General features: G+C 67.2%; 20 protein-coding genes. 3 read left to right on the top strand and 17 right to left on the bottom strand.

Annotation, left to right across the window (positions count from 1 at the left end; translation table 11 throughout):
• A partial coding sequence (locus tag WBP48_RS04575) for a hypothetical protein (protein WP_424436732.1) occupies positions 1-282 on the top strand: 282 nt, incomplete at its 5' end.
• 1 nt (position 283) lies between these two features.
• Positions 284-1,288, top strand: a complete 1,005-nt coding sequence (locus WBP48_RS04570) for a HoxN/HupN/NixA family nickel/cobalt transporter (protein ID WP_424436729.1) — start codon at positions 284-286, stop codon at positions 1,286-1,288.
• 20 nt (positions 1,289-1,308) lie between these two features.
• On the opposite strand, the gene WBP48_RS04565 is transcribed toward WBP48_RS04570, so the two are convergent.
• The 11 genes from WBP48_RS04565 to WBP48_RS04515 form a co-directional block, all read right to left on the bottom strand.
• On the bottom strand, positions 1,309-1,872 hold the full coding sequence (locus WBP48_RS04565) for a helix-turn-helix domain-containing protein (RefSeq protein WP_424436726.1): 564 nt from the start codon (positions 1,870-1,872) through the stop codon (positions 1,309-1,311).
• Positions 1,869-2,432 carry a TetR family transcriptional regulator gene (locus tag WBP48_RS04560; RefSeq protein WP_424436723.1) on the bottom strand — a complete coding sequence of 188 codons (564 nt, stop codon included), beginning with the start codon at positions 2,430-2,432 and terminating at the stop codon, positions 1,869-1,871. The genes WBP48_RS04565 and WBP48_RS04560 overlap by 4 nt, the downstream gene beginning before the upstream one ends.
• Positions 2,433-2,435: 3 nt before the next feature.
• Positions 2,436-4,103, bottom strand: coding sequence for a purine-cytosine permease family protein (locus WBP48_RS04555; RefSeq protein ID WP_424436720.1), 1,668 nt, complete (start codon positions 4,101-4,103; stop codon positions 2,436-2,438).
• Between the two features lie 84 nt (positions 4,104-4,187).
• Positions 4,188-4,868 (bottom strand): urea ABC transporter ATP-binding subunit UrtE, encoded by a 681-nt coding sequence (gene urtE / locus WBP48_RS04550; RefSeq protein ID WP_424436717.1) that lies wholly within the window; start codon positions 4,866-4,868, stop codon positions 4,188-4,190.
• Positions 4,868-5,704 (bottom strand): ABC transporter ATP-binding protein, encoded by an 837-nt coding sequence (locus WBP48_RS04545; RefSeq protein WP_424436714.1) that lies wholly within the window; start codon positions 5,702-5,704, stop codon positions 4,868-4,870. The genes urtE and WBP48_RS04545 overlap by 1 nt, the downstream gene beginning before the upstream one ends.
• Positions 5,701-6,762, bottom strand: a complete 1,062-nt coding sequence (urtC, locus tag WBP48_RS04540) for an urea ABC transporter permease subunit UrtC (RefSeq protein ID WP_424436711.1) — start codon at positions 6,760-6,762, stop codon at positions 5,701-5,703. Before urtC ends, WBP48_RS04545 begins: the two co-directional genes overlap by 4 nt.
• Positions 6,759-7,643: an urea ABC transporter permease subunit UrtB gene (gene urtB / locus WBP48_RS04535; protein ID WP_424436708.1), complete on the bottom strand. Its 885-nt coding sequence runs from the start codon at positions 7,641-7,643 to the stop codon at positions 6,759-6,761. Before urtB ends, urtC begins: the two co-directional genes overlap by 4 nt.
• A 79-nt stretch (positions 7,644-7,722) precedes the next feature.
• Entirely contained in the window at positions 7,723-9,018 is a 1,296-nt protein-coding gene (gene urtA / locus WBP48_RS04530) for an urea ABC transporter substrate-binding protein (protein ID WP_424436705.1), read from the bottom strand.
• Positions 9,019-9,335: 317 nt separating this feature from the next.
• On the bottom strand, positions 9,336-11,855 hold the full coding sequence (locus WBP48_RS04525; RefSeq protein WP_424436702.1) for a polynucleotide kinase-phosphatase: 2,520 nt from the start codon (positions 11,853-11,855) through the stop codon (positions 9,336-9,338).
• Positions 11,852-13,282, bottom strand: a complete 1,431-nt coding sequence (locus tag WBP48_RS04520; RefSeq protein WP_424436699.1) for a 3' terminal RNA ribose 2'-O-methyltransferase Hen1 — start codon at positions 13,280-13,282, stop codon at positions 11,852-11,854. Before WBP48_RS04520 ends, WBP48_RS04525 begins: the two co-directional genes overlap by 4 nt.
• Before the next feature lie 33 nt (positions 13,283-13,315).
• Positions 13,316-14,839, bottom strand: coding sequence for a DUF222 domain-containing protein (locus WBP48_RS04515; protein ID WP_424436696.1), 1,524 nt, complete (start codon positions 14,837-14,839; stop codon positions 13,316-13,318).
• A 316-nt stretch (positions 14,840-15,155) separates the two neighbouring features.
• Here WBP48_RS04515 and WBP48_RS04510 point away from each other — a divergent pair, with 316 nt between their 5' ends.
• Positions 15,156-16,064: a GNAT family N-acetyltransferase gene (locus WBP48_RS04510; protein WP_424436693.1), complete on the top strand. Its 909-nt coding sequence runs from the start codon at positions 15,156-15,158 to the stop codon at positions 16,062-16,064.
• 26 nt (positions 16,065-16,090) lie between these two features.
• On the opposite strand, the gene WBP48_RS04505 is transcribed toward WBP48_RS04510, so the two are convergent.
• The 6 genes from WBP48_RS04505 to WBP48_RS04480 form a co-directional block, all read right to left on the bottom strand.
• Positions 16,091-16,372: an antibiotic biosynthesis monooxygenase family protein gene (locus WBP48_RS04505; protein WP_424436690.1), complete on the bottom strand. Its 282-nt coding sequence runs from the start codon at positions 16,370-16,372 to the stop codon at positions 16,091-16,093.
• Between the two features lie 313 nt (positions 16,373-16,685).
• Positions 16,686-16,844: a hypothetical protein gene (locus WBP48_RS04500; RefSeq protein WP_424436687.1), complete on the bottom strand. Its 159-nt coding sequence runs from the start codon at positions 16,842-16,844 to the stop codon at positions 16,686-16,688.
• Between the two features lie 10 nt (positions 16,845-16,854).
• Positions 16,855-17,394 carry a PIN domain-containing protein gene (locus WBP48_RS04495; protein WP_424436735.1) on the bottom strand — a complete coding sequence of 180 codons (540 nt, stop codon included), beginning with the start codon at positions 17,392-17,394 and terminating at the stop codon, positions 16,855-16,857.
• Between the two features lie 35 nt (positions 17,395-17,429).
• Positions 17,430-17,936, bottom strand: coding sequence for a helix-turn-helix domain-containing protein (locus WBP48_RS04490; RefSeq protein WP_424436684.1), 507 nt, complete (start codon positions 17,934-17,936; stop codon positions 17,430-17,432).
• Positions 17,937-18,034: 98 nt separating this feature from the next.
• Positions 18,035-18,235, bottom strand: a complete 201-nt coding sequence (locus WBP48_RS04485) for a hypothetical protein (RefSeq protein WP_424436681.1) — start codon at positions 18,233-18,235, stop codon at positions 18,035-18,037.
• Between the two features lie 4 nt (positions 18,236-18,239).
• Positions 18,240-20,936, bottom strand: a complete 2,697-nt coding sequence (locus tag WBP48_RS04480) for an ATP-dependent nuclease (protein WP_424436678.1) — start codon at positions 20,934-20,936, stop codon at positions 18,240-18,242.
• Positions 20,937-20,997 lie beyond the last annotated feature (61 nt).

Below are 20,997 nucleotides of genomic sequence, written 5' to 3'. Positions count from 1 at the left end.
GACACGGACGTCGCCGACGCCGACGGCCCGCTGCTGCGCGAGACCCTCGCCGTGGACGGTGGCAGCCGGGTCCCCGGCATCCTCGGCCCAGCCCGTGTCATGGACGGCATCCTCGCCTTCGGCGACCGTACGCCCCTGCCGGACGTCGACGGCGCCGTCCGCCTGGAGCTCGACCGTGGCGGGACGATCCTGCGCCACCTCGGCGGCGCCGCGCACGCGAGCCCGCTCGGCGCGGCTTTCGCCGCCCTCGACCTGACCCCCTCCCACCTGAACGGAGCCTGAAATGAACCGTCTCACCCCCACCTCTCGATCCGTGCTCATCACGATCGGCGCCCTGCTCGTCGTGGGCTGGTCGCTCTTCGCGATCCTCGTGCTGCCGGGCGGCTATCAGGCCGGTGCCACGACGTTCGGCATCGGCCTCGCGCTGACCGCGTTCATCCTGGGCATCCGGCACGCCTTCGATGCCGACCACATCGCCGCGATCGACAACGCCGCCCGCAAGCTCGTCGCCGATGGGCGCGACCCGTCCAGCGTCGGGCTGTGGTTCGCGTTCGGCCACTCCACGGTGGTCCTCGTCGCCGTCGGCCTGGTCACGGCCGGCGTCGGTGCGCTCACGTCGCAGATCGGCGTGGACGAATCGCCGCTGGCCGCTTTCACCGGCGTGTGGGGCCCCACCGTCTCCAGCCTGTTCCTGCTCACGATGGCGGGGGTCAACCTGGCGATCCTGATCGGCCTGTACCGCGGCCGCCACGCGGTGGGCGACCCCGGCCGGGCCGTCAGCGGAGGCTTGTTCACCGCCGTCATCGCCCGCACTTCTGCGACCCTCGACACGCCCTGGAAGATGTTCATCGTGGGTCTGCTGTTCGGACTCGGGTTCGACACGGCATCCACTATCGCGCTGATGCTCATCGCCGGCGGCGCGGGCGTCGTCATGCCGTGGTACGCCGCGATGGTGCTGCCGCTGCTGTTCACGGCCGGCATGGTCATGTGCGACGGCGTCAACAGCATCGTCACCGCACGGATCTACCGCTGGTCGGTCGATGACCCCGCGCGCCGACGCCGGTACAACGCGACGCTCATCTCGATCTCGATCTCCGTCGCCCTCATCGTCGGCACGGTGGGTCTGTGCGGCGTGCTCGTCGATGCGCTCGGGGTGACCTGGGCACCGGTGGCGGCGATCGCCGCTACCGACCTCGACTCGTTCGGCTTCATCATCGTCGGGGCGATCCTGCTCGCCTGGCTGACGAGCTGGGCGCTGTCCCGCGCGGCGCGGTCACGCGCGGCGTGACGGCGCGGGCAGCGCAATCTTCAGTGCGACCCGAGGTCCCGGATGGGGTCGAGGATCGCCTCGGCCGCCCACGTCGCGGCATCCGCGATGTTGCGCCCGGACATGCCCAGTTCGCGCCGCATCGTCACCCACGTCGCCGACGAGTCGAGGTGGCACAGCGCCGCCACGATCTGCCGACGCTCGTCGGCATCCAGCGACGGCGCCTCGCGCTCCAGCAGCGCCTCCAGGTGCGCGCGCTGCGGTGCCGGCTCCGAACCGTTGACCCCCCGCATCGCCGTTTCGGCGACGACGTAGGCCAACTCGGGGCGCTTGTCGTAGGTCTCGATGGCCTCGCGGATCGCGATGGGGACATCGAAGATCGACTCGGACGGGGGGCGGGCGAAAACGGTGCGCTCAACCCAGGCGGACATCGCCAGCAGCAGGTCGACGCGCGTCGGATAGTGGCGAAACACGGTGCGCTCCCCCACCCCGGCGCGCAGCGCGATGAGCCGGAAGGACACATCGTCTGTTCCGACCTCTTCGATCAGCTCCGCGTACGCCGCGAGGATGGCGGCCTGTGTGCCCGTCACCCCGTCGGTCGTCATGCCGCCCAACTCGCCCTTACGGCGGCAGGCAGCACCCGGCCTGCCGCCAGCTCGAAGGCGGCGAAGGTCTCCTCGGCGCTCATGTCGAACCCTGTCCGCATCCGCGCCCAGAACATCGGCGACGCGAAGTAGCGCAACGCCGCCGCGGTTCGCGAGGCGTCACGGCGGTTCAGCGTGGGAGCGGCGGCCTCGAGCATCGCGACGATGGCGGCGGTGATCGGCGTCGCGGTCTCTTCGCTCGTCGGCGACAGCGCAGTGCCGCGTGCCGCGACGAATGCGAACGCGGGTTCGGCGTCGTACGAGCGGAAACGTTCCCGGGCGACGTCGCGGAACTCTGCGGGCGTGTCGAACGCGGCGACCGGGAAGTGCTCCGCCTCAATCCACCGCGCGAGCGCTTCGAGCAGATGCGACCGGGTCGGGAACCGGCGATAGATCGTGCGTTCGGACACCTCGGTGACCTCTGCGAGATCGAGGTAGGAGATGTCCTCGAAGGTACGATGACGCAGCAACCCGGCGGCAGCGGCGAGGATGGCGGACTGCGTGTCGTCGACCTCGTCCATTCGTCACCTCCTCTTGCGGTCGCGGACCGAATCGACCGGCGTGGGCGGCAGGACGAACCGGGCGGTATCGTCCAGCGTCAGCGCCAGCGACGAGACGTACTGCACTTCTCCGTTCGGTCCCGATTCGGCCGAGGCGAGCATGTCAGGTCTCTCGAAAGTGTACCCCGTGACGTGGCAGCGCAGCCGTTCGCCGGACGGGTTCCCGTCGGTGTCGAGGATGGGACTCGGGACGCCGTCCCAGTCACGGCGGAGGTAGAACCGCCCGCGCGTGACCACGGCCATCACCGGCGTCGTGATCGCAGCGGCACCGATCGCGAGCAGCACCGAGAACGGCTGCAGCTCCGCACCGAACCCACCGGCGAAGCACACGAGCGACAGGACCGACGCGACGCCCACCGAGACGAGCCCGACCGGATTCCAGTCGTGGAGCATCCCGCGGCGGAACTCCGGATAGCGCGGGGACAGACCCAGCAGGTGCTTGTTGACGACGATGTCGACCGAGATGGTCACGAGCCACGCCATCACGACGTTCGCGTAGAGGCTCAGGACGAAGGAGATCAGACTGAACACGCCGAGCAGCATGAGCCCGAGCGCGATGGCGAGGTTGAAGGCGACGAACACGGTGCGCCCCGGGTAGCGCTTGCGCACCCGCGTGTAGACGTTGGACCACGCCAGGGAGCCGGAGTACGCGTTGGTCACGTTGATCTTGACCTGCGCGATGACGATGAGGATCAGTGCCAGCACGAGAGCGACCCAGTCCGGAAGGAGCGAGCGGTACATGCCGAGCAGTTGATGCACCGGCTCGATCGCGTTGGCGCCGACGAGCGGATCCACCTTGGTCACGAGGTAGACGGCGAGGAACAGGCCGATGACCTGTTTGGTACCGCTGAAGATCACCCAGCCCGGTCCGCTGAACACGAACGCGGTCCACCACGACGTGTTGTTTGCCGCCGTCCGCGGCGGCATCACCCGGATGTAGTCGATCTGTTCCGCCAGCTGGGGTGTGAGCGCGAAGCACACGGCCGCGCTGGCGACGACGGAGCTGAACCGCACCGTCCCGTCGGAGGCGCCCGTGAACGCGATGAACTCCGTGACCGCGTCCGGCTGGGTGAAGACGATCCACCCGAGCGGCAACAGCGCCAGGGCAAGCCACAGCGGCGTCGTCCAGTACTGCAGCCGCTCGAGCGCCCGCATCCCGTAGATCACGATCGGGATGACCACGACGGTGGAGACGAGGTATCCGACCGGCAGCGGGATCCCCGCCGCCAACGCGAGGCCCTGCGCCATGATGGCGCCCTCGAGCGCGAAGAAGATGCAGGTGAACCCGGCGAAGACCACCGTCGTGATGATCGACCCGTAGTACCCGAATCCCGATCCGCGCGCGATGAGATCGAGGTCGAGGTTGTACCGAGCGGCGTAGAACGCGACGGGAAACCCGACGAGGAAGATGATGACGGATGCCAGCAGGATGCCGAGCACGGCGTTCGAGGTGCCGTGCTCCAGCCCGATGCTCGCCCCGATCGAGAAGTCGGCCAGGAACGCGATCGAACCGAGCGCCGTTCCCCCCACCGAGAGCGCGCTCCACCGGCGGAAGGACCGTGGCACGTACCGGAACGCGTAGTCCTCGAGGCTGTCCTCGGCGGCCGCGCGGGCGTCGCCGGATCGAGCCACCGCACCCACCTCCCGCGTAAACACGATGTGAGGATTGTTGCGGCCGCGTGTTTCACGCGCATTGCGCCGAAGATTCGATCTGCGTCAGATGGTCATGGCCTTCCGCACATCGTCGATCGCGTCGGCGCCACCGGCACCGGACATCGTGATCCGCCCGGACTGCAGCACGTAATAGGTCCCGGTCGACCGCAAAGCGAAGCCCACATGCTGCTCGACCAGCAGCACCGAGAGGTCGCCGCGGCGCGTGAGGTCGATGATGACGCGTTCGATGTCGGCGACGATGTTGGGCTGGATGCCCTCTGTCGGCTCGTCGAGCACCAGCAGCCGCGGTTTCGTCAGGAGCGTCCGAGCGATCGCGAGCTGCTGCCGTTGACCGCCGGACAGCAGCCCCGCCCGCCGACTAAGGAGTTGCTTGAGGACGGGGAACAGGTCGAGGACCTCGTCGATATCCGAGGGGCGCTTGGCGACGAGTTGCAGGTTCTCGAGCGTCGTCATCTGCGGGAACGACTGTTGGCCCTGCGGCACGTAGCCGAGGCCGCGCTCGACACGGCGCGACGGCGGCATCCGCGTCACGTCCTCCCCGTCGATAGTGACCTTTCCGCTCATGACGGGCAGCAGCCCCGTCGCGACGCGCAGCAGTGTCGTCTTGCCGGCACCGTTGTGTCCCATCACCGACACGGCGCCGCCGGTGGGGATCGAGAGGGAGACGTCGTGCAGGACCTTGGTGCGTCCGTAGCCGGCGGTGACCGCGGCGATCTCGAGCATCAGAGGTCACCCCCTTCTTCGTCCGCAGCGGCTTCCGCCGCGGCATCCGCGACGGTCCCGAGGTAGACCTCCTGGACCCGCTTGTCGGCGTGCACCTGCTCGACCGTCCCCGCCGTCAGCAGCTTGCCGCTGTGCATGACGGTCACCCATTCGGCGTAGTTGCGCACGAAGTCCATGTCGTGCTCGATGACGATGATCGTCCGTTCGTCACCGATCCGGCGCAGCAACTGACCGGTCTCGTCGCGTTCGTCCGCGTTCATGCCCGCGACAGGCTCATCGAGGAACATGACCTGCGCGTCCTGCACGAGCAGCATGCCGATCTCGAGCCACTGCTTCTGCCCGTGGGCAAGCGTGCCGGCGAGCTTGTCGCGGTGGGCGGTGAGCCCGATGGTCTCGAGCGCACGCTCGACGTACTCGGGCACGCCGCGCCGTACCAGCGGCAACCGCCACGCGCTGCGGTGCACACCGCCCGCGATGTCGAGGTTCTGCAGCACCGACAGTTCGTCGAAGACGGTCGCGGTCTGGAAGGTGCGGCCGATGCCGGCGCGAATGATCTTGTTCGTCTTCGTCGCGATGAGGTCGAGCCCGTTGTACATCGCCGTGCCCGTCGCCGGAACGAGTCCTGTGAGCGCGTCGACGAGGGTCGTCTTGCCCGCCCCATTCGGGCCGATGAGAAAGTGGACCTGCCCCTTGAGCATGAGCAGGCTGACATCGTCGACGGCGACGAACTCGTCGAAGCGCACCGTGAGGTGCTCGACGGTGACCGAGGTCTCGGAGTCCGGGGTCGACGCCTGCCCTACCGCCGGCACACCGGCATCCATCTGGTTCGCGCTCATGCGGACCTCCTTCGGCGTAGCGTGCTCACGAGTCGACCGACCAGCGAGGCGAGACCGTTCGGCAGGAACAGGGTCACGACGATGAACAGCAGACCGAGGATGTAGACCCAACCCTCGGGCCAGCTGGAGGCGAGGGTCGACTGACCCCAGCCCACCGCCATCGCGCCGAGCACGGGGCCGAACAGCGATGCCCGCCCACCGAGTGCGACGCCGGCGATCATGAGGATGGATGCCGACGCGCCGATCTCCTGAGGGGTGATGATGCCCACGATGGGCACGAACATCGCCCCACCGATGCTCGCCATGACGGCGGCGATCACGAAGGCGACGAGCTTGATGTTCGCCGGGTCGTACCCGAGGAAGCGGACCCGTTCTTCCGCGTCGCGCGTCGCGAGGAGCAGTTCGCCGAACCGGCTGCGGTACAGCTGCCAGACGACGAGCATGCAGGCGATCAGCAGTCCGACGGTGATCGAGTAGACCATCAGCTTGTTGGCGCTGTCGTTCAAGACATAGCCGAAGAAGTACTTGAACCCGCTCAGCCCGGTGTCGCCGCCCGTCTCGCGGATGGTCGAGCTTACAAAGACGGCCAATGCCACCGCGAGCGCCTGCGTGAGGATCGCGAAGTACGCCCCGCGCACGCGCCGCTTGAACAGCGCATAACCGAGGATGCCGGCGAGGATCACCGGAGCCAGCACGATCGCGAGCACGGTGAACAGCTCGCTGCGGAAGGGTTCCCAGAACAGCGGAATGCCGGCGAGCGGGTCGTACAGGATCATGAACGTCGGCGTCGCATCCGGACCCGCCGTCTCCAGGGTGAGGTGCATCGCCATCGCGTAGGCGCCGAGCGCGAAGAACACGCCCTGCCCCATCACCAGCATGCCGCCGCGGCCCCAGGCGAGGCCGATGCCGACGGCGACGATCGCCCAGGCGCTGTACTTGCCGAGGTTGGTGATCCAGTGCATCGAGAGCACGCCGGGAGCCACACCCAGCAGCAGCACGGCGAGCAGGGCGATGCCGATCAGCGAATACCACGGCTTGAGTTTGGTCAGAACGGTCATGCCAACCCCCTCGTGCGTACGGCGAACAGACCCTGCGGACGGATCTGGAGGAACACGACGACCATCACGAACGCGAGCACCTGCGCGAGGCTGCCGGTCGTCCAGTCGGCGAAGTAGGCCATCGCGACGCCGATCACCCATGCGGCGATGACGGCGCCCTTGATCTGCCCGATGCCGCCGGCGACGACGACGAGGAACGCGGGGATGATGTACTGGGCGCCCATCTGCGAGTTGGTGCCGCCGATGAGGGATGCTGCGACCCCGGCGACCCCGGCCAGACCCGAGCCGACGAAGAACGTGAAGCGGTCGACGCGGCGCGTGCGCACGCCGACGGTCTCGGCGAGGTCGCGGTTCTGCACCGTGGCGCGGATGCGCCGGCCGAACGAGGTGTACTTGAGCCAGGCCGCAAGGGCGGCGACGCAGGCACCCGCCAGGACGATGGTGAACACCTGACGCAGCGGCCAGGCGTATCCGAAGATGTCGAGCTGACCACGCAACCACTCGGGGTTCTGCACCGGCACGCCCTGCGCGGGGAAGATCTGCAGCGCGGCCTGCTGCAGGATGAGCGAGACCCCGACGGTGGCGAGCAGCGTGTCGAGCGGTCTGCGGTACATCCATTGGATGATGCTGATCTCGAGCAGCACGCCGAGCACGCCCGCCACGAGGAACGCGACGGGCAGGGCGATCGGAATCGCCAGGCTGCTCGAGGGAACGACGAGCTGGGTCAGGTACGCCACGAAGGCGCCGGCCATGATGAACTCGCCGTGAGCCATGTTGATCACGCCCATCTGACCGAAGGTCAGTGTGAGCCCGAGCGCCGCCAGCAGCAGCAGCGCGCCCTGCGCCGTGCCGTTGAGCAGCGGAGAGATGAATGCCTCCACGTCGGTTACCCCCTTCCGTGCGGTTCGGGTGATGCGGGGGCCCCGGCCGCGCCGGGGCCCCCGCATCCGGGTGAACTCGTCAGCCCGCGGCGGCCACGAGCGAGTCGCGGACGTCGGCCGGGAACCAGTCGTACCCCTCGAGGTACGGGTCGGGTTCGATGAATTCGTCCGAAGCCCAGACGATGTCGAACTGGTTCTCGGCGTTGATCCGGCCGATGTGGCCCGGTTTGGAGATGTGGTGGTTCTCGCCGTCCAGCGTGACGACGCCCTCGGGCGCGTCGACGGTGATGGTATTGTCCAGCGCCGCCTGGTTGACCGCGTCGACGTCGAACGAGCCGGCCGCCTCGACGAGTTCCTTGTAGAGGTACAGCGAGATGTAGGCGGCTTCCATCGGGTCGGAGGTGACACCGCTGCTACCGGGATAGGCCTGCCACGCCGCGATGAACGCGGGATTGTTCGGCGTGTCGAGCGACTGGAAGTAGTTCCACGACGCGTAGTTGCCGGTGACCTCGTGACCCATCGCGGGGGCCTCCTCCTCGGCGATCGACACCGAGATGATCGGGGTGGTGTCGGGGGTCAGCCCGGCCTCGTAGTACGCCTTGATGAAGCCGACGTTCGACGATCCGTTGATCGTGTTGAAGATGAAGTCCGGCTTGGCGGCGACGATCTTGGCGACCTGCGTGGTCCAGTCGTCTTTGTCGAGCGGAACGTACTCCTCGCCGACGATCTCGATGCCGAGCTCCGCAGCGTACAGCTTGATGATCGCGTTGGCGGTACGGGGGAAGACGTAGTCGGATCCGGCCAGGAACAGCGTCTTCACACCCTGGGATGCCAGGAAGTCCATCGCCGGGATGATCTGCTGGTTCGTCGTGGCACCGGTGTAGTAGATGTTCGGCGACGCCTCGAGGCCCTCATACTGCACCGGGTAGAAGAAGAGGCCGTTGTGCTCTTCGACGACCGGCTTGACGGCCTTGCGGGAGGACGAGGTCCATCCGCCGAAGATCGCGGCGACGCAATCCTGCGTCAGCAGCTTCTCGGTCTTCTCCGCGAACGTCGGCCAGTCCGTCGCGCCATCCTCTTGGATGTACTCGATCTGCTTGCCGAGAATGCCGCCGTCGGCATTGATCTCGTCGGCCGCCATGTGCAGCACGTTCGAGACGGTCTTCTCGGAGATCGCCATGCCGCCCGTGAGCGAGTTGAGGAAGCCGAGCTTGATGGTGTCGCCCGACGTGTCGACGCAGCTTTCGGCGGCGGCCGCGTCGGTGGTGCTCGCGGTGTCGCCGGCGCGCGCGCCGCCGCAGCCGGAGAGGACGAGGGCTGCGCTTGTGGCGAGCGCGCCCGCAGCCAGAAGCGTCGTGAGGCGCCTCCTGCTCATTCGTGTCATTCTGTGCTCCGTTCAAGGTGATTGCGGGTTGTATGAGGGTGGGACGCCGACGACAGAGAACCGTCGGGCACTGCTGGTGCTCTCACGATGGGGCCACGGCATTACACTGACATTGCTCGTTCGTATCAAGTGTGTTAAAGACTGCGCGTTGAACCGCCTGGAATCCCCGAAAAATCGGGGTCTGTACTGGAAGAGCGGTTTCGGGTGCACGGGTCAGCGGCGCATGGGTGACAGAGTGTTGTCACCGAGTCGACACGCGCAAGACGGCGCGCACTGTCAGTAAACCGGCATCCGCGTGGCGTGGCGTTCTACAGCCTGGGATCGATCGGGTCGGACTCCAACGCGAGCACCCCGAACACCGCCTCGTGCACACGCCAGAGCGGCTCGCCGCCGGTGACGCGACGCAGGGCCTCGATGCCGAGCGCGTACTCGCGCGCCGCGAGGGAGCGCTTGCGGCCCGTGTCGCGGTCGCGAAGCCGCGCGAGGTTGCCCGGATCGGTGTAGTCGGGACCGTAGATGATGCGCAGGTACTCCCGACCGCGCACCTTGATGCCCGGCTGCACGAGCCCCTTGGTCGTGCGGGTGAGATTCGCGAACAGCTTGACGACCATGCCCTCGCCGCCGCCACCGGTCAGCTGCTCCCACCACGCGACCCCAGCCGCCACGGATGCATCTTCTGTGAGATCGACGCGCAGACGCGCGGTCGCTGCCAGTGCATCGGGTGCCGCCGCTACGAGACGGTCGGCGAGCGCCAGATGCCAGCCGTGGTCGCGATCTTCGAACGTCGCCGCACCCGCGGCGAGCACCTGGAACGGCGCGAAGCGTACGTCGCCGGGCGCTCCGACATATCGCCGATACGCATCGCGGAATCGCGCGGCGTTGTCGGCGCGCGTGCGCGCGCGGCCCGCGAGAGCCGACACATCGACTCCGGATGCCGACGCCTGCGCCAGCACCGACCCCATCGCCCCGGTCGCGGCGACGCCGGCGGCTGCGACCGACGCATAGAGATCGCGGACGAGCTCGCCGGCCCTGAGCGACCAGGGCAGGATCTCTCCGTCGAGGGCGACCCAATCGGCATCCAGCTCCCGCCACACCCCCGCACGGTCGAGGGCATCGTCGAGTCGTCCGAGGAGCGCAGCCTCGATCTCGGGCTCGAAGAACGGCCGTCCCGTGCGGGTGTGCACGACACCCCGCCAACCGTCGGGAGCGCCGAAGCGGTGCGGATCGCGAGCGACGAGCACGACGGCACGCGAACCCATGTGCTTCTCTTCGCAGATCACGTCGACGACGCCGTGATCGCAGAAGTACGCGAACGCTTCGTCGGGATGCTCGAGGTAGCCCTCCTGCGCCGACGTGTTCGGCGGTGACATCGTCGGCGGCAGGTAGACGAGCCACCGCGGGTCGGTCGCCCACCGGCTCATGGTCTCGAGTCCGCCGGCCGACTGCTCCTCCCTGATGCCCACCCGTCCGTGCGTGCTCGTCTCGACGATGAGCCTGCCCTGCACGTCGGCGAGGTTGAGCACGCCCTGCTCACGAGCCGGCTTCTCGGCGACGAGCGGCCGGATCGGCTCGTACCAGACCCTCTCGGCGGGCACCGAGACGACCTCGCGCTCGGGGTAGCGCATCGCCGACAGCGCGCCGCCGAACACGCAGCCGGTGTCGAGACACGCGGTGTTGTTGATCCACTCGACGGTCGGCACCGGGGTGTGACCGTAGAGCACGACCGCCGTGCCGCGATAGTCCTGCGCCCACGGATAGCGCACGGGCAGGCCGAACTCATCCGTCTCGCCGGTGGTCTCGCCGTAGAGGGCGAATGTGCGCACCCGCCCGGACGCGCGCCCGTGGTACTGCTCCTTCAGCCCCGCGTGCGCGACGACGAGCCTGCCCTCGTCGAGCACGAGGTGCGACACGAGGTCGTAGCAGAACGTCGCCACCTGCGCGCGGAACTCCTCCGGCTCCCCCGCGAGCTGCGCGAGCGTCTCTTCCAGTCCGTGCGAGACCGTGACCTGCGCGCCGCGCAGCGCGCGCACGAGCTTCGCCTCATGGTTGCCGGGCACGGCGAGCGCACTGCCCGAAGCGACCATGCCCATCGCGAGTCGCAGCACCCCGACGACGTCGGGACCACGGTCGACGAGGTCGCCGACGAAGACGACGCGCCTTCCCTCCGGATGCCGCGCGTCAATCGTGCGGCCGTGCTCGTCGCGCGCGAGCTCGTACCCGAGGCGATCGAGGAGGGATTCCAGTTCGCTGCGGCATCCGTGCACGTCGCCGATGACGTCGAAGGGGCCGAGCTCGTCGCTGCGGTCGTTGAGCAGGCGGGTGCGCTCGATCGTGACCGCCGCGACCTCTTCGGGCGAACGGAGGACGTGCACCCTGCGGAAGCCCTCCTTCGTGAGATGGCGCAGGCTCCGGCGCAGCTGGTCGCTCTGACGCTTGACGACGCCGGCGGGGATCGACCGATCCGCGCGCTCGGCATTGCGGGCGATGCCTACCGCCTCTGGTAGGTCGAACACGATCGCGACCGGCAGCACGTCATGCGACTTCGCGAGGTCGACGAGCTTTCGCCGCGCCTCTGGCTGCACGCTCGTCGCGTCGACGACGGTGAGAAGGCCCGCATCGAGGCGCTTTCCCGCGACGTACAGCAGGGCATCGAAGGCCGCCGCCGTCGCCGACTGGTCGGACTCGTCGTTCGCGACGAGCCCGCGGAACACGTCACTCGACAGCGTCTCGTACGGCCCGAAGTGCGCACGCGCGAACGTCGACTTGCCCGAGCCCGACGCCCCCACGAGCACGACGAGCGACCGGGCCGGGATGTCGAGCACAGTCACTCTGCCACCACCTCCTTGCGGAACAGCGCCAGCTGCGTCGGCGCGCCGAGCACGGCGTCCTCGACGCCGACCGGCCGCAGCTCGACGGTGTAGCCGCGGCGGGCGGCGACAGCATCCGCCCATTCCCGGAACTCGGCGCGCGTCCACTCGAAGCGATGGTCGTCGTGTCGGAACCGCCCGTGCTCGAGCGCCGGGTACAGCGCGTTGTAGTCGGCGTTGGGCGTCGTCACGATCACCGAGGAGGGACTCGCGCCGGCGAAGACGGCGTCTTCGAGGGCCGCGAGGCGCGAGGGGTCGACGTGCTCGACGACCTCCATGAGCACCATCGCGTCGAACCCGCGCAGGCGGTCGTCGCGGTAGACGACCGATCCGTGCAGCAGCTCGATCCTCTCCCGCTCGGCGTCGGAGGCGGCGTCGAGTCGCAGCATCCGCGCCGCGTGCTCCAGGGAGCGCGCCGACACGTCGACACCCACGATTCTGGTGAACGAGCGGTCGCTCACGAGCCGCGACAGCAGGGCGCCGGGTCCGCAACCCATGTCGATGACGCGCCGCGCGCCGGCGTCGCGCAACGCCGTGAGCACCGCCTCGGCGCGCAGGACGCGCAGCGGGGTCTCGCCGGTCGTGACGGGCGCGTCGCCGGCCTGCGCCAGCAGCGAACGCTGGTGCAGCAGGTAGCGGCGGGTGATGAGTTCGCGTTCGGGATGATGGGCGAGCCATCCCTCGCCGGACCGCTCGAGCTTGGCGACCTCGTCGTCGCCGACCCAGTAGTGCTTCGCGTCGTCGAGCACCGGCAACAGCACGTACAGCTGGCGGATCGCCTCGGCGAGCCGAACGTTCCCGGTCAGCGTGACGGAGCTGTACCGCGAGTCACCCCAGTCGGGGTACTGGGGGTCGAGCGCGATGCGCCGCTCTTCGACCCGCCACCCGCACGGCTCGAAGACCCGGCGCACGAGGTCGTCGTCGGAACCGCGCGTCGAGACGACGGGGATTTCGATGCGCAACGGCAGGGGCGATGCCGCGAGCTCGGGGTAGCTGTCGCTGCGACCGGTCATCGCCGTGCGAAACACCGTGCCGATCGCGACGGCGAGCATGCTCGACGCGGCATATGGGCGGTCGTTGACGAAGTGGTCGAGCGACCCGGCGTCTCCGCGGAACCGCTTGTTGCGCACGAGCCCGACCGGGTCGACCTCGACGAGCACCGCGACGGTGCATCGCTCGGGCGTCGCTTCAGGGTAGAACACGTGGATGTCGCCGACGGGCGCCTCGAACGTCTGCACCCTGGCCGGATGCTTGTGCAGCAGGAAGCCGAGCACCGTCGCGTCGATGTCCGAGCCGGGCGCGGGTGCGGGCGCCGCTGTGGGCTCGGCCCGGTTCGCGGGCGGGGCTCCCGCCGCTGCGGCCGGCTCATAGGTCAGCGTGAAGAGCATCGTCGCCTCCAGAGTGATCGCATCCGGCCCACTCTACGGCGCGTGCACGGCGCGCCCCGCAGCGCCCGCAGCCGGCGCCGGTTCAGAAGGGTGGAGGGTCGGGTTCGTTTTCGGGGACGAATCGGACGACGTGTTCGGGAAGGTCGGTGTGTCGGCGTCCGTCCGGGCTGGTCCACACGAGGACGCCCGGCGAAACCTGCTCCACCGACCAGGCGGAGTGCTGCTTGAGGGTGTGATGTCGCCGGCACAGGTGGGCGAGGTTGTCGTGGCTGGTCGGACCACCGAGCGCGTAGTCCCGGGTGTGGTCGATGTCGCAGCGGTGGACCGGCCGACGGCACCCCGGCCCTTCGATACACCGGCACCTCCGGTGCCGGCACTCAGGAACCGGCGGCAGTGCTCATCGCGCGCCCGGAGATGCCGGGTGAGTGCGGGGCCGGGCCGGTAGCGGTCGACGGCGAGGACGCTGCCGGTGAGCGGGTGGGTGAGTACGCGCTCCCAGGCGGGGGCGTGACCGGCGAGCGCCTTCGCCGTGGCCGTGTCGATGGGACCGTAGCCGGCGAGGAGGCAGGGTTCGTTGCTGTGGCCGAGGATGGTGAGTGCGGGCACGGTGACCTGCGCGGTCGCACGGATCGCGCCGAGCCCGTCGCCGCCCACGAGGGTGTCGGGGGTACCGGTCAGCAGCAGGTCCACGGCGATGTCGGCGCGGAGCTGATCCATCGTGCGGGTGTCCGCGGGCTCTGCGCTGCCGGCATCCGCGCTGTCGGGGTCGGTGTCCGCCCGTGACTCGCCGTCGTCGCCATTGTCGGGTGCGTTCCCGCCGGTCGGCGCGGCCCCGGCATCCTCCTGCTCGGCCCCGTCACGTGTGGTCGTGATCGCGCGGGCCTGGCTGGTGAGCCGGTCCTGGATGCCGTGGATCAGAGTGGCCGGTCCCTGCAGGAAGAACTCCGCTTCGCCGTCGCTGAGGTCGCGGATGCCGGTGCAGCGTCGGTCGGTGGCGGTGCGGGCGCGTTCGTCGAGGGGAATCGCCGCGAACCGCTCGGCGATGGCCCGGAGCGCCGGGCGCAGCCGGCCCGGGGTGAGGGACCTGGCCCGGTCCATCGCGATGTCGAGATATGCATCGAGCGCGGTGGGGTCAGTGAGGAATGCGCCGCACTCGTGGATGACGAGCAGATGCCCTCGGGAGAACTCGCCGGCTGCAAGCGCGTCGACGGCGGGGGAGAACCTGTCGCACAGGTCGTGAGCCTGGTCGATGAGGCGCGCGATGGTCCATTCGCTGGCGCGGGTCGCGGTCGCAAGCTCCGCGATGACCGAGCGCCTCGCGATGTCGCGATTGCGGACCTGCTGACCGTACTTGTCGGTATCTTTGGCCAGATGTGTCACCCGGTCATCGATCATCGTGTATGCCCGGCCCAGCAGCCGGATCTCGCGCGCCTCGACCTCGCCGCGTGAGCGCCCGCACGCGACGAGCGCGTCCACGACCTCGTCCGCACGGTGAAACCCGGCGAAACGATCCGCGAAATCCGGCTCCGGAGAGTCCGGGAGAGGCTCGGCGACCATGAGAGTGATCCCAACAAGAAGAGGGCGAACGGGAGCGAGATCCGCCCGTTTCCCGGCCCACTCACTCGTCTCGCGCTCTGGCGACCACTCGATGATCTCTGATTCGAGACTACCAGTCATCGAACATAACTACAAGCATAGCATCAAGGACCGCGGGAAAGAATGAGACAAATGAGCGACGTCTACGACATCCGCGGCACCATCGGCATCCGCTCGAATCTCTCGCCGACCTCCGACGCCAGTCCGAAAAGGGGGGTGGAACGCACGTCGGATGCCGCCGGTTGCTACCCGATGAGTTTCGGGCGATATTTGACCTATGCCCGCCCGGTTGGAACTTCCCGACGGCTACACCGCTCGTCACTTCACGCTCAGCGATGCCCCGGCAGTCGTCGATCTCATGGCGGCCGCCGAGAAGCACGACGTCGGTGAGGTCATGATCGAACTCGCCGATATCGTCTCCGACTGGTCGACCTCGACCTACAGTTTCGAGGACTCCGTCGGAGTGTATGCCGGGACGACGCTGGTCGGATACACCGAACGGACCGGTCCGACCCGGGGAGACGGTCAGGTGCACCCCGATCATCGCGGAAAGGGTCTGGGAACCGCGCTATCGGCCTGGCTCGTCCAACGCGCCGCGGAGCACGGCGACACCTCCATCGGCATACCCTTTCCCGAAGGAAGTCCCGGCGACCGGCTCCAAGAAGCTCGGGGGTGGCCGGTGCGCTGGCATTCCTGGGTGCTCGAACTGCCCGCCGGCGCCCGAATCACGCCCCGCCCGCTCCCGGCCGGATACGCGGTGCGCGCTGCCGACGCCTCCGAGTACGAGGCTGCGTGGCATGTGACGGAGGATGCCTTCCTGGAGTGGGCAGATCGGGTGAAGCAGCCATTCGAGGACTGGTCGCTGGACGTGCAGTTCCGCGAAGGCTTCGAACCGTGGATGCTGCGCGTCGTCCTCGATCCGGCCGGCGACGTCGTCGGGGTCGCCCACATCGTTCTCGCCGATGAGGGCCGTGAGGGTTACGTCTCGCGGCTCGGTGTGCGCATCGATCGCCGCAACCGCGGGCTCGCCCAGGCCCTGCTGGCCGACGCCTTCACCGCCTCGCGCGAACACGGCGCCGTCAAGTCCTCGCTGTCGACCGATTCCCGCACGGGAGCGCTGAGCCTGTACGAGAAGGTGGGAATGGTGGTGACCAGTACCTGGATCAACCGGGGGATCACCCTCTGATCGGCCGAGTTGACCGGCAGGCCAAGTCAGACCTCGGTGAGCCGCAGTCCGTCGATCGGCGCCCGTTCCCAGACGTCGAAGGGGTCGTCGGCGACCGCCGCCCGCGCCGACGGCGCGAGCACCTGGAAGGCCGCTTCGGACTCGAAGATCGCCAGCCCGACCAGTCGATCCGAGTCCGAGTCCGCGAGCGTGTGCACGGACACCAGCCCGGGTCTGCCTGCCAGCGCTGCACCGTACCGGTGCATCGACTCGATGAGCGCCGCGCGGTGCTCGGGGCGGGGATGGTGAACAGACATCAGCACGAACACGATGCCAGGCTAGACCTCAGGTGTCGTGACGCGCGAGCAGCACCTGGGCCTCAACGCCACTACACGAGAGCAGTCTCACGCTGGAGCCCATCCGCGAGAAGGTCGAAACCCCCGCGATCCCAGTGTTTCCAAGGGCTCGCGGGGGTTGTCTACTGGCGGTGACGGTGGGATTTGAACCCGTATCGCAGGCCAATGGATGCCGGGCCGACCGGCGATATCCGCATGATTCCGCGGAAGTTGGGCACATGTGCACACACCCGAAAACGGCATCCCGCAGAAATTCCGTTACCGCTGCGTTACCGCTGGCGACCGGTCATTTACTGAACCCACCGAGCTCATCGAGTTCGACGTCGCCCGCGCCCATCAGCATCTGAACGGCGCTTCTTGTGGACCCGTCGAGTGTGCGCAGCTCCTCGAGCGCGGCGTTCTCGATCTCGTCGCGGTGTCGCTCGATGTTCTCGTCTTGCCGCATGCGCCCCATACTACGGATCGTTCTCCAGCGCTTCAGCGACCCGCTGCGCGAAGCCCGGAGCAGCGCTCCGCGAGAGCCGCTCGAGCAGTTGGGCGATCTCCACGGGCGGCTGACGCATGGCGGCTGCCTGTTCCATGACGATCCGACATGCCGCGCTCGGCGACAGATCGTACTGATCCAGCAGGAACGCGTCGGTTCTGATGGCTTCGAGCCCCAGGGGCGCGAGCACCGATTCGGGGAAGTCCTTCACATTCTCGGTGACGATCAGATCGGCTCTGCCGAGGAGTGCGGCAGCCACAACGTGGGCGTCGTTCGGGTCGGGCAGTTCGATGCCCTCGGCGAGCGGCTCCCACCCTTCCACGAGCGCGTCGTCGAAGGCTTCGTTCATCGACCGGAATCGGCTGTGGAACCGGCTCAGGTCAACACCTGGGTGGATGCGTTCGAGAGCTCGGAGCGCTTCGTCGAGCACGTTCTGCGACCAGACCGGCCGGAAGGCTCCAGCGTCAGCCATACGGAGCATGGTGTCGCACGGCGCCAACGGCACGATCACACATGCGTCGAGGAATGCCGTGAACCGCGCCACCGCTACGACTGCTTCCGCGCCTGAGCCAATGCCTCCCTGTAGGCGTCAGCATCGACGTCATACAGCCCGTCTTCGTCCGCTTGCCGGGTGAGCTCATCCAAACGGCTCCGCCGGTCGGCGCGCTTTCGGTCGCGGTATGCGAGGACGTCGTGCAGTCGCAGCCGCCGGTGCCTGGACTCCCCGAATCGCTCGAAGGGCAGCTCGTGTTCGTCGAGAAGCCGGACCAGGGTGCTGCGGCTGATGCCGAGCAAGGTGGCCGCCTGCTGGGTCGTCAGTTGCCGATCGATGGGTTCGACGCTGACGGCCTCGCCGCGCTCCATCGCTGACACCACCTGCCGGAGCACGTCGTACGCCACCATCGGGAGCGGGATCTGCTCGCCGTCGGGACCGAGCAGCAGCGCAGGAGCGGTGTGATGCTCCAGGAATCGCCCGAGTTCAAGCATCTCGCTGAGGTCGTGAGGTGGGTCGACGACCAACGGATCTCTTGTTCGTACGGATGCAGTGCTCATGTCTCTATATTCGCCCAAATCACCCAAATCCGCCATATCGCTCAGAAGATTGGACAGGCATCCGAGCTACATCGAGCCCCGAGAGGCCCCACACGCGGTCATCGAAGCGCGGCCGCACGCTGCCGGTCGAGGGCACTGGCCACCCCGTCGAGGTCATCTTCGAACAGCTCGGCGTATGTGTCCAGCGTCATCGCCGCGCTCGCGTGCCCGAGCATGCGCTGGACGGCCTGCGCGGCAAGGCCGATGAATACCTCGGAATGCTCGAGGATGCCCTCGGAGGGACCGAGCGTCGCGAGCATGTGTTCACGATCCGGTGGGCGATTCGCCGTTCGTAGATGTTGTCGTCGGCGGACGCCGTTTGCTCTCACTCTTGGTTGAACCCGCCTCGGCAACAGGTTCTTCTGTCGCCTCCATTGGAAGCTGAGTTTCCTCAAGCGCGTTCGAGGACGGATCCGATTGCGCGTCGTCTTGATAGCTCAGTCGGTCGCTGAGCCTCAGCTCCAGGAGCTGCTTGCGGAACTCCTCGAATCGCGGAACACGTGCGTCCGTTGGATCGTCGATCTGGAAGTCGCGATGTAGACGCTGCACACGGCCGTGGAGTTCGTCGGGGAAATCTGCGCCAGAAAGCGTGGTTCGAATGTTCGTGAGAATGCGGCGCGCATCGTGCTTCTTGATCCCCGTCGGGTGATCCTTTTCAAAGGCACGCACAATTCGTGCCAGTCGATCGTCACCCCGCGCCTGTGCCTCTTCAACGGCAGCGAGATCAAGCACCTCGGAAAGGTGCTGCAAGAGCCAGCCGAACCGGTCCAGAAGCGTGCTCGCGCCCTCGATTGAATGGTTCCCTGCAACGAGCGAGACAACTTCGCGAGCAAGTCCCACCTTCTCAAGGTGCTCGCCCTCGAATGCGGCCCCATACGCCGCGGCCAGCCCATCCCAGAGCTTCCCATGCGCTGCAGTCACCGCGCTGAAGATCGACTCGGCGGTGAAGCTAGGCACGTCGACGCTACTGAGGTCCGAGAAGCGAGCCAAATAGTTGATCGCGGCACGGTGTGCAATCCCTATCGGCAGAAGATCTTCGATCTCACGCACGACAACCGGGCCGAAGTCGAACTCCGTGCTTGCGGCCCATCGATCGAGCCGGACAATGTAGCGTTCCGACAAGACTTTCTTCTTCCGGGCTTCGCCCCGAAGCAGGACACGCTCGGCCTGTTGGCCTGCCTCGTCGCCATCGAGGAGCGCTACGCACGGCGGCTTTACAGTGTCGCGGCCACGAGCCAGATAGACCATGTACGGAATCGAATCAGCGCCACCACACGCGACAATCGTCACCTCGTTCAGATCGAGTCCACCGCCGAAGTCACCTGTGACTGCAAGGGCGGTCGATAGTCCCGCAAGCAATACCTGATCCGCCTGGCCCTCAACGAAGAGGTTCTCCCCGCCTATGAAGGCGGTCTCCGCCACGTAGGCTCCGAGTGCCGATCGAAGCGGCTCATAGCGATTGTTTGCCGCATCGCGAACGACGCGTGTGCCTTCCGCTTCGACGCCCTTGTCGAGCACGCGAATGCGGTGCGGCGCATTCTTGTCGATGAGGAACGGGGAGTGGGTAACGTAGACAACCTGGCTCCCGTCACCACCCGCTTCCGGTAGCGCATAGTCGTGAAGGACCCGTAGGAGATCTTGTTGCCCGATGCTCGAGAGGAAGGCGTCGGGCTCGTCCAGCAAGAGAAGATCCGGCTCTGCATGCCGAATGCGATGTGCGGCGAGCTGGACAAAGTAGCTAAGGAAGTACCTCAATCCTTGACTCCGCTCCTGAAAGGAGTACTTGGAGCCGGTGCGATCGCGAACCGTGAATGCGAGTTCGTGCTCGCGCGCTTCGACGAGCAGATCGAAGTCTCGATCCTGTGTCCACCACCGCTGGATGTTCAGGTTCTCCTTGATCGCTGAGTTCATCGCACCGATCAATGCTTCAACTTGCCCTTCGCGGCCGTCGGCGATCGCGCTTTGAAGCTCGCTGAATGCCTTCTCGTCGATTCCCGCGGCATCGACGAGTAGGCTCCTCGCGAGCTCATACTCGTCTCGCCGCCGCGCTTCGGCGGCGATGGCATCTGGATCTGGACTCTTCTGGAGGAAGCTCTGCAGGCTGGCCGGCAGCGACGTGAAGTCCATCGCTGGGAGCAGATTCGCGACCGTCGTCAGAATGGTTGCGCGCTTGCGCCGGTCATGGATCGGGGCCCGCGCAACGCCGGCAAGCTCTGCGATTGAAACGCTGTCAGGTATCGCGAGATTCGTCTTCAGTTCATAGAACGTAGGAAGCGCCGACTCGAGACTCGCCAAGTCGGTCGCAGTCAGTTCGATGCGGTTGCCGTTGACAACCAAGAACGCCGGATCGGCACCGAGACGGTAGAGCTCGAATGTATCCGCGTCGGGGAACCCCGAGATCGCGGGCAGATCGTCCGTCGGCTCAATTAGGAACTCACCGCCGAAGTGAGGGAGACGAAGCTCTCCGGCCTTGACCGAGTACAGCTCGCTGTGGCGGCAGAAGTCTGCCCGTTCGATGGGTGAGCCCGTCAAGAGTGCCTTGACCGCTGAGAGAAGCTGGCTCTTGCCGGATTCGTTGGCCCCGACGATTGCTGTGATCTCCTCATCGATCGGCACACGCACGAACGGGTACCACGGGTCGATGTTGTCCCACGCGGGCCGCTCACGATTCCCCCGGGCCCTTGCCTCATAATCGTGATTGAACGACCGGAAGAACCGCACATCTAGCCTGGTCAGCCTCATCGGCGTAGCGCCTCTCCGCGCGTCAGACGCGCCCCGCGTCCGACGATCCCAAGTCGCCAGATCATTGAGATCAAGGATACGGAGAGCCTCCGACGTTGAGAGATGTCGTTGACCAGCGCGCAACGTGTCTACACCCGGCATGCGCCAGAATTCGGTTGCGTCCAATAGCGTGGTGTACGGATCCGGTGGCCGCGTCGCTGTGAACGTGGCGACGGTCACCGTGTGATCCTTCGAGAGAACTCTTCACATCCATCTCGAAAGGAACCACGACGATGACCGT

The sequence above is a fragment of the Microbacterium sp. genome (assembly GCF_049661145.1).
Classification (GTDB): Bacteria; Actinomycetota; Actinomycetes; order Actinomycetales; family Microbacteriaceae; genus Microbacterium.
Note: the sequence above shows the minus strand (reverse complement) of the source record. Positions and strands in the feature narration are given on the sequence as shown.